At 67.1% G+C, this 12,055-nt stretch carries 12 protein-coding genes; 5 read left to right on the top strand and 7 right to left on the bottom strand.

Going from position 1 to position 12,055, the window contains the following annotated elements:
• Nucleotides 1-308: 308 nt before the first annotated feature.
• Both ACGFR7_RS34200 and ACGFR7_RS34195 read left to right on the top strand, forming a co-directional pair.
• A complete protein-coding gene (locus ACGFR7_RS34200; RefSeq protein ID WP_393326976.1) occupies nt 309-2,144 on the top strand; it encodes a hypothetical protein in 1,836 nt (611 codons plus the stop codon).
• 237 nt (nt 2,145-2,381) lie between these two features.
• A complete protein-coding gene (locus tag ACGFR7_RS34195; RefSeq protein ID WP_393326973.1) occupies nt 2,382-2,777 on the top strand; it encodes a hypothetical protein in 396 nt (131 codons plus the stop codon).
• An 86-nt stretch (nt 2,778-2,863) separates the two neighbouring features.
• On the opposite strand, the gene ACGFR7_RS34190 is transcribed toward ACGFR7_RS34195, so the two are convergent.
• The 3 genes from ACGFR7_RS34190 to ACGFR7_RS34180 all read right to left on the bottom strand — a co-directional run bounded on the left by ACGFR7_RS34190 (nt 2,864) and on the right by ACGFR7_RS34180 (nt 5,602).
• The gene (locus ACGFR7_RS34190) at nt 2,864-3,283 is read right to left on the bottom strand and encodes a phosphotransferase (protein ID WP_393326970.1); all 420 of its coding nucleotides are present in this window, start codon (nt 3,281-3,283) and stop codon (nt 2,864-2,866) included.
• A gap of 318 nt (nt 3,284-3,601) precedes the next feature.
• Nucleotides 3,602-4,369 carry an SOS response-associated peptidase gene (locus tag ACGFR7_RS34185; RefSeq protein ID WP_393326967.1) on the bottom strand — a complete coding sequence of 256 codons (768 nt, stop codon included), beginning with the start codon at nt 4,367-4,369 and terminating at the stop codon, nt 3,602-3,604.
• A 357-nt stretch (nt 4,370-4,726) separates the two neighbouring features.
• Nucleotides 4,727-5,602 (bottom strand): hypothetical protein, encoded by an 876-nt coding sequence (locus tag ACGFR7_RS34180; RefSeq protein WP_393326964.1) that lies wholly within the window; start codon nt 5,600-5,602, stop codon nt 4,727-4,729.
• Nucleotides 5,603-6,335: 733 nt separating this feature from the next.
• Between ACGFR7_RS34180 and ACGFR7_RS34175 the strand changes: the two genes are divergently transcribed.
• Nucleotides 6,336-7,424: a DUF4419 domain-containing protein gene (locus ACGFR7_RS34175; RefSeq protein WP_393326961.1), complete on the top strand. Its 1,089-nt coding sequence runs from the start codon at nt 6,336-6,338 to the stop codon at nt 7,422-7,424.
• Between the two features lie 250 nt (nt 7,425-7,674).
• On the opposite strand, the gene ACGFR7_RS34170 is transcribed toward ACGFR7_RS34175, so the two are convergent.
• Nucleotides 7,675-8,619, bottom strand: a complete 945-nt coding sequence (locus ACGFR7_RS34170) for an alpha/beta fold hydrolase (protein ID WP_393326958.1) — start codon at nt 8,617-8,619, stop codon at nt 7,675-7,677.
• A 96-nt stretch (nt 8,620-8,715) separates the two neighbouring features.
• On the opposite strand from ACGFR7_RS34170, the gene ACGFR7_RS34165 reads away from it, so the two are divergent.
• The gene (locus tag ACGFR7_RS34165; RefSeq protein WP_393326955.1) at nt 8,716-9,309 is read left to right on the top strand and encodes a TetR/AcrR family transcriptional regulator; all 594 of its coding nucleotides are present in this window, start codon (nt 8,716-8,718) and stop codon (nt 9,307-9,309) included.
• A gap of 181 nt (nt 9,310-9,490) precedes the next feature.
• Here ACGFR7_RS34165 and ACGFR7_RS34160 read toward each other — a convergent pair whose 3' ends face one another.
• The 3 genes from ACGFR7_RS34160 to ACGFR7_RS34150 form a co-directional block, all read right to left on the bottom strand.
• Entirely contained in the window at nt 9,491-9,748 is a 258-nt protein-coding gene (locus ACGFR7_RS34160) for a hypothetical protein (protein WP_393326952.1), read from the bottom strand.
• Nucleotides 9,749-10,016: 268 nt separating this feature from the next.
• Nucleotides 10,017-10,427 carry a PPOX class F420-dependent oxidoreductase gene (locus ACGFR7_RS34155; RefSeq protein WP_393326949.1) on the bottom strand — a complete coding sequence of 137 codons (411 nt, stop codon included), beginning with the start codon at nt 10,425-10,427 and terminating at the stop codon, nt 10,017-10,019.
• Nucleotides 10,428-11,050: 623 nt separating this feature from the next.
• A complete protein-coding gene (locus ACGFR7_RS34150) occupies nt 11,051-11,560 on the bottom strand; it encodes a VOC family protein (protein WP_393326946.1) in 510 nt (169 codons plus the stop codon).
• A gap of 157 nt (nt 11,561-11,717) precedes the next feature.
• On the opposite strand from ACGFR7_RS34150, the gene ACGFR7_RS34145 reads away from it, so the two are divergent.
• Nucleotides 11,718-11,936, top strand: coding sequence for a hypothetical protein (locus ACGFR7_RS34145; RefSeq protein ID WP_393326943.1), 219 nt, complete (start codon nt 11,718-11,720; stop codon nt 11,934-11,936).
• The last annotated feature ends 119 nt before the right edge of the window (nt 11,937-12,055 follow it).

The following is a 12,055-nucleotide window of genomic DNA, read 5'->3' as shown; positions in this document are numbered from 1 at the left end:
CGGGGGGGGGGGGGGGCGGGGGGGGGCGGGGGGGGGGGGGGCGGGGGGGGGGGGGGCGCGCGGGGGGGCGCGGGCGGGCGCGGTCGCGCGACAGGCATCACTGGCATTCTGCCGTGCTCCCTTCACGACCTACCTGCACTGCGCGCACCTGCCCGAACCCTCCGGCCACGCGGCGGCTGCCGTAGGGGCCGTCGTTCACGTAACCCCAGAGCGTCTACATCTCGCCCGCCGCTAATTGCCTCGACAGAGCGCGAACCGGGCTGGCAGGCTGCGTGCATGACCTACGGAATCGAGTTCCACCCCGCCCGGTGAGCGCCCAGGAAGAGCGCGACGCGCTCACCCTCCCGCCCGCCCTGTATGACTACGCTCTGCATTTGCTGCATGAGTCCCCCGACGGGATCCCGCCGCGGCGTGGTTTCCCCCTCTCCCAACAGCCCGAACCGGGTGAGAGCCCGCTGTCCCTCTCCCCCGAAGAGTCGCAGGGCGCCATCCGGGATGCGCTGAACCCGCTACCGGACGACTCGGCCACCCTGCACAGCCGCTTCGCGCAGCTCGGTATCCGGGACTCCTCCATGCACCTGATGCTGATCCAATCTGCCGTCGCCGGGCTGCCGTTGCCGACCGAACAGTGGGACGCGGCCCGGTCCCTGGCCCGGCAGCTCACGCGGACCGGCACCACCGCGCCCGCCGTCACCGCAGGCCTCGCCCTGCTCACCCGCCTCGGCACGTCCGAGGACATCCCGTATCTCTCCGTTCTCGGCCTGCTCCGGAAGTTCACCCGCCCGGCTGTCGAAGCCCTCGACGCCCTGGACCCCCAGAGCGCAGCCGTCGTCTGGCTCTCCTGTTACGCGCGCCATGATGAGCTGCGGCCACTCGTCCACGCCCTGCAGAGGGGAGAACAGAGCGCCATCCGTGCGGAGTTGGTTGCGTTCCCTGCTGAATCCCGGCTCCTCAACACCACGGTCGCCCGCAGGATCGCAGAGGCAGCCCGGCTGCCCGACTTGCTCGGCCGACATCCCTCCGACACGGTCCTGCTCGCCCGGGCGGGCAGGCTCCTGGTCCGGACGGGGTGCGCGCGCGACGCCCCGACCGACCTCCTCGCCTACCGCGACGCGCTCACGGTGTACGAGAGCGTCGTGACACGAGCCGGCCTCCTGCCACCCACCCTCGACAACCACGCCACCCTGCTCTCGCTCGCCCTGGACTTGAGCAGCGGTCCCGGCGTGCTGCTGGACTGGCCTCCCGGACGGCGTATGACGCTGTTGGAATCGCTGGGACGGCTGCTGGCCGAGCCTCGATGGGCCTCGCTGCCGGACACCGAAGCAGGCGGGGCGGACCAGCGGCTGCGGGCCGGGTGGATCCGGCGCACCGGTCGGCAACCTTTCAGAGACCCGACGACCCCCGGCAGGCTGCGCGTCGAGGTGGTGGCGGGCGATCCCGTGGACCGGGAACCCGTCGAGACCCGCATCCTCCTCGACGGGCGTCCCGTGGTCCCGGCGTACTTCGGCAGTGGTCCCGCCCACAGCCCCGAATACCTGCTGGACGAAGGCCGGCTCCGCGCCGGCTCGGAGCCCTGCAAGGTACAGCTCGCGGAGGCATCCTGCACCGAGGGATGCTGCGGCGCGCTCTACGTCACCATCCGACGCGACGGAGACCAGGTGGTGTGGGAGAACTGGCAGCGGCCGCCCACCATGCCCGGTTCCAAGTCGCCGGCACCCGAACTGGCTGCCTGCCGGTTCGACGCCGCGGCTTACGACGCGGAGATCGCCCGCGCCGAGACCGACCGCTCCTGGTCCTGGCCGGCCCGCACCACGGCCCGCCTGATCAAGGCCGGACTGAAGGAACGACCGGATCTCCTGAGCCGGTGGGACGCGAAACGGGGCTGGATCGGCAGCGGCTTCGATGCCCCGGACACCACCGAGGTGACCTTCGTGTACGCGCCGGGACTCGGCTCCGGGAAACCGGACGGCATTGCCCTCCAGTTCCGTTGGATCGTGCCGGACGACGGCACGCCACCTGAGGAACAGGCGGCGGCAGCCCTGAACCGGCTGACCGAGGAGGACCCGAAAACCTACGGCCAGGTGTGCGGCGGCACCCGCGAGCGCGCCGAAGAACTCGGATTCTCCTGGCCCGAGAGGAACTGAGCCCCCGGGCCCCGGGCCCCCGGCCGCAACCGCCCGCAGATCCCGCGGCACACACGGCTGAAGCGGTAAAACCGCAGGCGCCTCCGGTGGCAGCCGGCCGGGGGCGCCTACGGCTTCGGGAACCGACGTTCGCAACCGTACGAGACTGGGCCCCTGGGCGACGAGCGTGCGAAATGCCTCCGGTGCGCCGAAACCTCACAGGTTCCGGTGGCACCTCCCATGCTGCATGATCGACCCGTGCTGATCGAACTGGTGAAGGCGGCGAAGGTTCCTGGAACCCCTTGGCTGGCCGAGGTGCGAACCCCGTTCGGGCACACCGCAGTCCGCTGGTGCGGGGACCGAGGCGCAGAGCCTGGCGAGTACCACGTCGAGTGGACGATCGACGAGGACATCGCATGGGGGCGGAACGCCAAGCCGGCTGCTGGTAGCGGTCCTGGGCTGCGGACGGGGGGACACTGCGTTGTCCTGCGGGGGCGGCTGAGCCTCACAGAGGACGGTGCCGCCCTGCTGGACCTGGACGGCACCACTCTCCTGCTGGGCCTCGCTGATCCGCTGCCCGAGGGTGTCGGCGGCACTTGGGTCGAGCTCTTTATCGAGCGCGAGAAGATCGCTCTCTACCCCTTGGAACCCTGACCAGGGTGAGCGGTCAGTCCTTGCCTGTCTCCCCACCCCGAGAAGCTGGTCCCATTGATGCGTCGGACCGGCCGGGACTCCTCTCATCAGGCCAATAGCTCCAGCACCCGGCCGGCTTGGCGTTCCGCCGTGCCAGGAGGATTCCTCGGATTCTCCCTTTCCTCGCCGGCCGGCAGGAACAGCCAGACCAGGGACAGCAGTCGGCGGCTCTCCCACAGACGTACGGTCTCCGCGGGGGAAAGGTCGAAATGCTCCAGGAAGGCCGGGACGTCAAGGGGGTGCTCCACCCAACTGCCCACATGCTCGGTGATTTCCGCGAGTTCGAAGGCACGATCGCTGTAGCCCGAGTCCTCGAAGTCGACGATCTGGACCCGGGATCCGTCCCACAGGTAGTTCGCGAGATTGCCGTCGCCCGGACCGAAGACCGGCGAAGCCTGCCCCCGAGCGTCGGTTCCCGGCCCCGACCGGGCCAGCCAGTCCAACCCGGCGTCCATGGCCTGCCTCACCCGTCCTCCGGCTTGAGGACGCACCGTCACCGCCCACTCGCCGAGGAGACCGGTCCGGACCCGGCCGCGGTCTTGGCACGGTCGGTGCCTGTCGACCGTGACGTGCGGTGGAAGGGTACGCGGTACGTCGGGACGGAGCAGTTCTTCGTCGCGCACTTGACCGATGAGCGGCCGTCGCTACTGCGGACCGGCTTGCTACCCGAGGAGCAGGTCAACCTGCACACGCACGCCTGGATCGCGTGGTCGGATCGACAGCCTCGCAGTGACGCGCTGTGCCAGACCCTGCATGCCACTGCGAGTGAACGAAACCACTCGCAGTCAGCCATCGAACGGGGCGTCGGTGATCTCGTCCAGAAGGTGAGGCCCGTTATTGCGTACGTCGTTGACCGCGGTGGAGACGGCACGGGCATCCAGGTGTCCCGCGGCGGGCGCGGTGAGCAGGGCGCGGAGTTCGCCGGGGTCCTGGTGGGCGGGGTCGAGCCAGGCGCTCCAATCGTCGGGGGCGATGGCCAGCGGCATACGGGGGTGCACACGTCCCGCGGCGTCGTCGGCATCGGTCGTGATGATCGTGCAGGTGGTCCACCATGCCCCCGGAGCATCGGCATCGGAGGCACCGGAGGCATCGGAGACATCGGGAGCGCGCCAGAACTCGTACAGACCGGCGAATGCCATGGCCTGACCGTCCTCGGAGCTGATGAAGTACGGCTGCTTGCGAGCCTTGGTCGTCTCGGTCGCCGGGACGGCCTGCCATTCGTAGAAGCCGTCCGCCGGCAACAGGCACCTGCGCTTGGCGAAGGCTCGGCGGTAGGCCGGCTTCTCCGCGACCGTCTCCACCCGGGCATTGATCATCTTCGCACCGACGCTCAGGCTTTTCGCCCATGACGGCACCAGCCCCCAGCGCAGCGGCCGCAGCTGCCGGGTGACCTCGCCGGTGTCGTGGTCGACGCGTTCCAGCACCGACCACACATCGTCCGTCGGGGCCACGTTCCAGCTCGGGCCGAGCACCTGGCCGGGATCCCAGCGCGTCACGTCGAACTGGTCGACCAGGTCCTGCGGACGGCGGGTGGCGACATAGCGACCGCACATACCTCCCACCTTGCCACGCCACTGGCCATTTGCCCGGTCACCCACGCCTTACCGGCCATGGAGAGGCTGCCCGCAGGCCGGGAGACCGGCTCGGGCGGATGGTGACGGCTTGCTTTTGTTGCCGCGGCCGCCGGGCCTGCTCCAGTCGGACGCGGCATCACCCTCGTAGTGGAGCGTGGTGTCGTTGACGACAAGGCTGGACGTGGTGGCTGACCTCGGCTCGTGAGCGAGCACCTACAACACCTACGAGCCGCACCGTGAGCGGACGGGCGCAGTGCAGATACAGATACAGCAGATACAGATGCAGACGCAGATGCAGATGCAGATGCAGGTACGAGGCGCGGAGACCGGCTGCCGCTACTGAATGTTCAGCAGATGGGGGTGTGTCGGGTCGATGGGGCAGATGAAGATCCGCAGCGCGCCCCATCGGCCAGGAGTCAGTCCGGTTGGGTCGCAGGCACCCACTTGGTTCGCCTCGGAATCCTCGATGGGGCGCCAGCTCTTCGAGCCACCGTCCCATTCACTGCTGGCGAAGCTGAGCAGGAGGTCCATCGACGCTCCGCACCGGCAGTTGACGGTCGCCGGATCGGTCAGATGCCAGGATGCCCAGCCGCCGGCCTTACAGCCGGGTGCGATGGACAGGTCGTACTGGTAGTTGACATCACTCTCTTCCAGCCACCGATCGTCCTGCGCGTCAAGCCGTTCGCAGAGCGCGTCGGGCAACAGGTCCGCATACTGATACTCGGTCACCTGCTCAGGGTGCAGCACGCACGGAGTGGGCAAGTAGGCGTCGTGTGTGTCCCGGGGCTGCGGCGGCACGACGTGGGGCACGGAGGAGACGTCGGAGGCGCGCCGCCAGACGAGGTGTACGGACGGGCCCCCGTAAAAGCGGGGCTGGCCGGGCAGATCCTGGTGAGTGGTGGGGCACCACAGCACTTGGAGGAGGTCGGTCCCCGAGGGGAAGCGAACGGTCGGGATATCGCGGGCGCGCAACTGGGCGACGGCCACCAAAGGGTTCGGCTCCTCATGCGCCTCGGACTCGTACCAGTGGGTGGTGTAGCGGATGAGGTCGACGCTCGCGCCGCTGCGGCTCATTGCTTTGCCGAGCAGAGCGTGCTCCTCCGGGCTGCGCCGCCCCGTGCTCCCCGCCCCGTGCTGCGCCTCCCGTTTGGCCTGAGCCTGCTGCAACGCGGTGACGAGCGCGGGGGCTATCGACTCACTGCGCTGCACCATACGCGGCGCGTTGCATATGGGCCACGGCTCACCGGCGGGCCAGAGCAGCGGACCGCCGATCGAGCTGTCGGCGGCGTCCGGTGCGCCGGGCCTCGGGTGCAACCGGGTCGTCTGCCTGGCGTGGGCTGCCAGTTCGGGCAGTACTGCGGTGACGTCGACAGGTCGTGGTGGTGTCGTACGGGGCAACGTACTGCTCTCCAAGGGCTGCTGTGATGTACGGCTGAATGCGCGCCCTGATCGCTGATGAGGCCGGGTCGCGCAACGGCTCTACCGCGGCTGTCCGATCACGCCGGGCTCACTGGCACAACGGTCGGCAGCGCCTGAACAGACGCAGTCAACATGATTCACGCCCGTGCTGCCAGGCCGTACGGACACAGGGATCACTCCAGCTCGCCCGGTAGCTGACTGCACCGCAACCGTCGTCGAGTCGCGACAAGGGCCGGCGGTCGCGCCGATGGTCAGCGATCAGCGACTGCCGGCACGCACCTGCGGGGTGGTTCACGGCAGAGGCCCGGCCAAAGCACTCGGATTCGCCGGGTCGCTACCGGCCCAGCGGTACAGAAGACCAGAGGACCAGAGGACCAGAGGTGGGCTCCAGTCGGAAACTCCGCTCGCCGATTCGTTCGCTGAGCAAGGTCGCGCGGTGGAGGCAGTGCACGAGTTCGCGGTATGCGTGTCGGCCTTCGTGCTCCCTCCTAGGATCAAGCCTTGATCACTGTCCCTGGGGGTGCGGATGACTTTCGAGATAGACCTACCGCTCGACGAAGACTCCGATGCAGCACGGCTCGCCGCCGGACTCACCGAACTCGGCAATGAGCGCTTCCTGCGGGCCGTGCTCCGCGACCGGGCTCACTTCCACCACCGCAGCACCGGTCGCCTCATCGGCTGGTCCACTGACGCCGCGGAGAATGCCGAGCCCGCCTCCAGCCTCCTGCTACGCGCCATCCATCTCTGTTTCACGGCCCACCTTCCGCTGAGCCTCTCGCCCGATCTGCTCTGGTACGCCGTCGTGCACGAGGTGGCCGTGCACGTCCGGCTGAACTCCAGCACGTACGAGGGACTTTTCACTGACACGCCCGGGCAGCAGCAGACCATCACTGTCCGCGACGACCTGGCCTCGTGGGACTGGGAACGCTCGATCAACCTGGTCCAGCAACCTCTGCGCGGCCGGATCGGCGACGAGGTGGCTGATCTGTTCCAGCCGACCTTCTCCACCACGACCCCCACCGACGCCACGGCCACGCTGGTGGCGCTGATGGACGTGGTCAGCCCGTACTACCGCTTTCAGTGGCAAACGCTCTGCGGCATTCCCCGGATCCGGTTGGAGGGCACGGACCGGGACTGGCGCCTGCTTGCGGCACGGGTGCGAGAGCTTGAGGGGTGGTTCGAGGGCCTGCGGCCGTGGTTCACCGCCCTGTACCCGGTGCTGGACTCGATCTGGGCGACCGCCTCGGGGTGGGGTGTCGACCGCCCCTTCTGGCGCTCGCTCTACAAATGGGAATCCGACTCCGGAGGTGACCGGATCACAGGATGGATCACCGCCTTCTTCGCCCACGATTACTCCGACGACGGACCGATTCCCCGGCGGTCCTTCGGTGTGGGCACCATCGCCGAGGAGGAATCCCCCTCCCACGTCTCCCGTGTTCCGTTTCGCTGGGAGACCCCCGCCGGAACCCTTGAGATGGCTTTCCTCGGAGGTGTACTCGGCATCGAACGCGACGGCGAGTGGATCCGGCCTCAGCTCGGGCATGCGGTGGTCGAGCTCCTCCCCACCGCCGCGCACGGTACCGAGCACCGCGATGAGCATCTATCCGAGTCCTAGTAGACCGTCGCGGCTAATTTGTGGGATGGAGGTGGCGCAGTTGGATGCATGCGCCGTGGGTGGTGAACTGCCAGTCCACCTGACGCTGGTCGGTGTTGGTGGCGTTCTGCCAGGCCGAGAGTTCGGTGTTGAGGATGTCGAGGTCGCCGATCCGGCGGTCGAGACATTGCCGGGTCAGCGCGGAGAGTTCGATGTTGATTCGTGGGCAGCCTGTGGGGGGGCCGAGGATCTGATGCTGGTGAGGCTCGAACTACCCGACACGCTCGTGAGCGATGAACGCAGTCAACGCGTCCACAACTGCGGCGGGCTGCTCGTCAGGAATGAAGTGTCCGGAATGCGGGATGACGACACCGGTCGTGTTGTCTGCCCAGGGGCTGATGGAAGCGGCCATGTCGGGAATTGAGCCGTGGGAGCTGGAGATTCCCAGGATCGGGAAGGTCAAGTGCTGTCGTCCAAGAGCGTCACGATTCTTGCGCGCTGATTCCGCGGCGTCGCGGTAGTAGGAGAGAGACGCTCGGAGACCACCCTCTGCAGCGACAGCGGCGGCGTAATGGTCGATCTCGGCGCTGTCGAACGTGTTCGGGGACAGTGCTTTGACCTTCAAGAACCAGTCAATGTAGGCACGCTCGCGACCGGCGAGCAGTGTTTCGGGAAGATCTGGCACCAGGTGGAACGCGAAGTGCCAGGTCTTCCAGGCCCGGTCGGGATCCGTTGGGATGGCGTCCGGGAGGCTGATGCCGGGAATGCCGGCGTCAAGCAGAGCGACACCGTGCAGGCGCTCTTCGTACTTCAGGGCCAGAGAGAAGGCAACCCAGGCGCCGATGTCGTGGGCGACGAGCCAGTACTTCGGCACGTTGAGCGCCGTCACCGCAGCCTGGATGCGCGAAGCGACGGTGTGCGTGTCGTAGCTGCCTTGGGGGCGGTCGGAGTGGCCTTGTCCTGGCAGGTCGATGGCGATCACGTGGAATCGCTCGGCAAGGCCCGGCGCCGCTCTGCGCCAAGCCCACCAGGTCTGCGGGAATCCGGCGAGCAGGACGACGGTAGGGCCGGTCGGCTGACCGCCTTCCACGACATGAAGTCGGATGCCTTCCGCGTCGACCCAGCGGTGAGTGAACCCCGCAAGGTCGTGCAGCGGCAACGCGGAGATTGGGTTCCGGCCCGAAGAGCGATTCGCGGCGGTTGCAGCGTCAGTCATGCGCCAAGCCTAACGCATCTTGAACTATCCAGTTCAAGATATGATGAGGAGGGCCACAACGGCTTGGCTCAAGCTCAAGAACGAGGTGCGTGCGCGATGGCCGGGAAGAAGCAGTTCGATGTGGACATTGCGCTCGATGCGGCGATGGTCCAGTTCTGGCGAGCCGGATACGCCGACACATCCCTCGATGACCTCTCCAGGGCGACCGGACTGAACCGCAGTTCCATCTACTCCTCACTCGGCGACAAAGACTCGCTTTATTCGCGTTGCCTGGACCGCTACGCCACGCGGTATGGAGACAGGTACGATCAGGCCCTTTCAGGTGCGTCCGAAGAGCCGCTGCGGGCAGTACGGGCGTTCTTCGAAGTCACGCTGGAGCGCATCGCCGACCCCGACCTGCCGGACGGATGCCTGGTCGCCCAAACCGCGATGGCGACACCGGTACTGAGCCCCAGCATCGCCAGGCGCGCGATCGAAGCTCTGAGCTTTCAGCGTGCGCGGCTGCGGACCGCCTTGATCGCCGCGAAGTTGTCCGACAGCGACGCCGACAACTTCGCCGTTCACATCGCGGCGGTCAACCAGTCACTGGCCGTGATGAGCAGGGCCGGGGCGAGTCGGAAGCAGCTCCACACGGTCATCGACATCACCATGAGCGCGCTCTCGCAGGCATTGCGCGCTCCCCGGGTCTAGGGGTGTCGCTGCTTGGTTACGGTGTGTCCGGCCGGGAGGTTGGCGTCTGGCAGGTTTCTTCCCCTTTGCCAGACAGGGCTGTTGCCATGAGTTCGCAGAAGAAGCGGCCGGTCAGGTTGAACGCACAGGATCGCGAGGAGTTGGTACGGGTGACCACGACGGTAATGGATGTAGTGCAGCATCACCTTGTCTCGGCATCCATGCGCAAGGGCGTCAAGCGCACGAACCCCAGCATGGGCAGGAAGCCGAGCGCCACGCCCGTCGACAAAGCACCCCATAGCAGGTTGCTCAGCGGACGATCACTCAGAAATGCCAGCCACGCTGCCGCAAATGCGGCGGCCGGGATCGCCGTCCCGACCGAGAGCCATACGGCGCGCCGCTGCCATTCAGCCGCCAAAACCACTGCGTCTTCGTCAACGTATCCCCCTTTGACGATCACCTGAGACCGGCCGTAGCAGCGCCCTGCCGGCCGCCGGCCTCCACCAACGGACCTGCGGCTCGCAGGATTCACCGTCTACAACACCGTTCGACGCGGGCGCGGAACGCAGACGCAGACGCAGACGCAGGCGTAAGCAGAGGCAGGGGCATAGGCATAGTCATGGGGGGCACAACACCACACGCGGCGAACTTCGCCTGACGTAAGGCGAGTTGTTCGCTCGCTCATGCTTGAGTATGCCGTCCATGGATCGCAACGGCGTTTCCCCCGGTCACTCGATGTCGCGAGCTGCTGTTCCCCGTTCCTCCAGGTTCCAGGTGATGACCCGCCGGGGGTGGACGCGGATGATGTCCTTGCTGAAGTAGTCGGGTGCCACGGGTGGCACGTCGACGGTCAATACCTCGGCCCGGCCCCTGATCTCAATGCCGCGCCCCCACCCGCCCGCGACCGGATCGTCGGCCGGGGCCAAGTCGTCCACCAGCACGGAGACATCAGGGCGAGCCTGCGCGTTGCGGTATTTCCGGCTACGGGCCATGGCCGGTCCGCCGATGTCGATGGTTCCGTCATCGTTGAGCCGGAAGCCCACCGGGCGGATCTGCGGACCGCCGTCGGGGCCGGTGGTGGCCAGGCGGGCGAGCGACTGCGCGGTGAGGTATGCGTACTCTCTCTCGGTGAAGATCATGCGGCCGACCCTAGAAACTCAAGCGCAGTTGAGGTCAAGGCCGCTGAGGTTGACGTCGGTACTCGTACGGGTATGGCATCCCGGCTCGGACCATGGAAGCCCCCTACGAACGACAGCGACACCCAGCATCGGCTGTGGTCGGCGGACGGCGCATCTGGGACGTTTGCTGCGTCCGGTACAGGCCGCGCTGAATGCGGCGGACAGAATCCACTACGACCTCGCGGTGGACTCCGCCATCATGTGCGCGCATCAACAGTCCGGCCTGAGCCCGCATCGCCGTCGTCCTCGTCCTCGCCCTCGCCCTCGCCCTCGCCCTCGCCCTCGCCCTCGCCCTCGCCCTCGCCCTCGAGGAAGTCGGTACGTGATCCCGGAGGATAGCGACACCCCACCTCAGCTCGAACAGCTCAGAGCTGTCGCCACCCGCTACGACAAGCGCGCAGATGTCTACCTGTCTGTCCGGAGACCGTCACAGCCGCCGCACTCCTGGTCGGCGGCTCCCTCCGCGATCGACGTGATCGACGTGATCGACGTGACCGATAGGGTCGGTCGGCCCCCAGCACCATCCCGCCGTCCCGCTGCAGACGGACCGGCGGCAGACGAAGCCCTCGAACACGGCAGCACAGCTACGGGGTGTGGCCTTCCAGCTCCTCGGCGAGAGACGTCTGCACGTATTCCATGGCTCGCTGGTAGGACGGTTCGGCGAACCGCTTGGCCATCTCTTCGGCGGAGACCTCTTCCAGGCACTGAAAGATCCACCACAAGTGGCCTTGGGGGTCGCGGATGCGTGCGGCAATTTGTCCGAACGCCAGCTCGGTCGGCTGCGTCACCAGCCGGGCCCCGCAGGCGAGAGCCTTCTCGACGGTCTTCCGGGCGTCCTCGACGTAAATCCTCAGGTGTGCGGGCAGGTGGGGCCAACCGGGCTGTTGGTCGAACATCAACACCACCGCACCCGCCACGTCCACCTCGGCGTGGCCCACGGATCCGTCCTCGTTGAAAATGCGGGAACCACGTTCTGTGGCACCGAACACCTGGCTCAGGAACTCGATCTCCGCACCGGTGTCCTGCGATATCACCCAAGGGTCGATCCGCGAGTATCCATCGGGAACAGGGCTCAGCTCATCCTTGATCGTCATATACCGACCCTGCCACAGATAACGCCGCCATCGGCGGGAAAACCGCATAATGCGGTGGCAGTACGTTCCATTCCTCTACTCCAGTACTCCAGTACTCCAGCAAAAGGGCGACACAGCACGAGCGTTGACTTGCCCTCCGACCGAGCTCCGACCGTGTGTGAACGAAGAGCCCGCACCGCATGCCAGCAGCGAGAAGCGCGGTTCCCCCTGGTGGCCGGCCCCGAAGTTCGACAAGGCCGACTACAAAGAGCGCCACGCGGTGGGGTGCGGAATCAATCGCCTCAAGTGCCACCGCGCGGTGGCCACGAGCTACGGCAAACTCGCCATCCGCTACGAGGCGACCCTACGAGTCGCAGCCATCAACGAGTGGCTGTGACCAGCACTTTCGAAACGCACCCTAAGAGGTCGTTTTCATCTCTGGTGTCCCGTTATTACGCCTTTTCTTTCGCGTAGTGGTGTGGTGCTGAGGGGACTGTGGAGTGGGTCGGTTCTGGT

The sequence above is a fragment of the Streptomyces sp. NPDC048516 genome (assembly GCF_043199875.1).
In the GTDB taxonomy this organism is placed as follows: Bacteria; Actinomycetota; Actinomycetes; order Streptomycetales; family Streptomycetaceae; genus Streptomyces.
This window is presented reverse-complemented; position numbering and strand designations above follow the sequence as displayed.

Bases quoted from the DNA above. Each gene is read 5' to 3' on its own strand.
- ACGFR7_RS34185 (WP_393326967.1), bottom strand. From the start codon at position 4,369: ATGTGCGGTCGCTATGTCGCCACCCGCCGTCCGCAGGACCTGGTCGAC.
- ACGFR7_RS34180 (WP_393326964.1), bottom strand. From the start codon at position 5,602: ATGGTGCAGCGCAGTGAGTCGATAGCCCCCGCGCTCGTCACCGCGTTG.
- ACGFR7_RS34175 (WP_393326961.1), top strand. From the start codon at position 6,336: ATGACTTTCGAGATAGACCTACCGCTCGACGAAGACTCCGATGCAGCA.
- ACGFR7_RS34170 (WP_393326958.1), bottom strand. From the start codon at position 8,619: ATGACTGACGCTGCAACCGCCGCGAATCGCTCTTCGGGCCGGAACCCA.
- ACGFR7_RS34165 (WP_393326955.1), top strand. From the start codon at position 8,716: ATGGCCGGGAAGAAGCAGTTCGATGTGGACATTGCGCTCGATGCGGCG.
- ACGFR7_RS34155 (WP_393326949.1), bottom strand. From the start codon at position 10,427: ATGATCTTCACCGAGAGAGAGTACGCATACCTCACCGCGCAGTCGCTC.
- ACGFR7_RS34150 (WP_393326946.1), bottom strand. From the start codon at position 11,560: ATGACGATCAAGGATGAGCTGAGCCCTGTTCCCGATGGATACTCGCGG.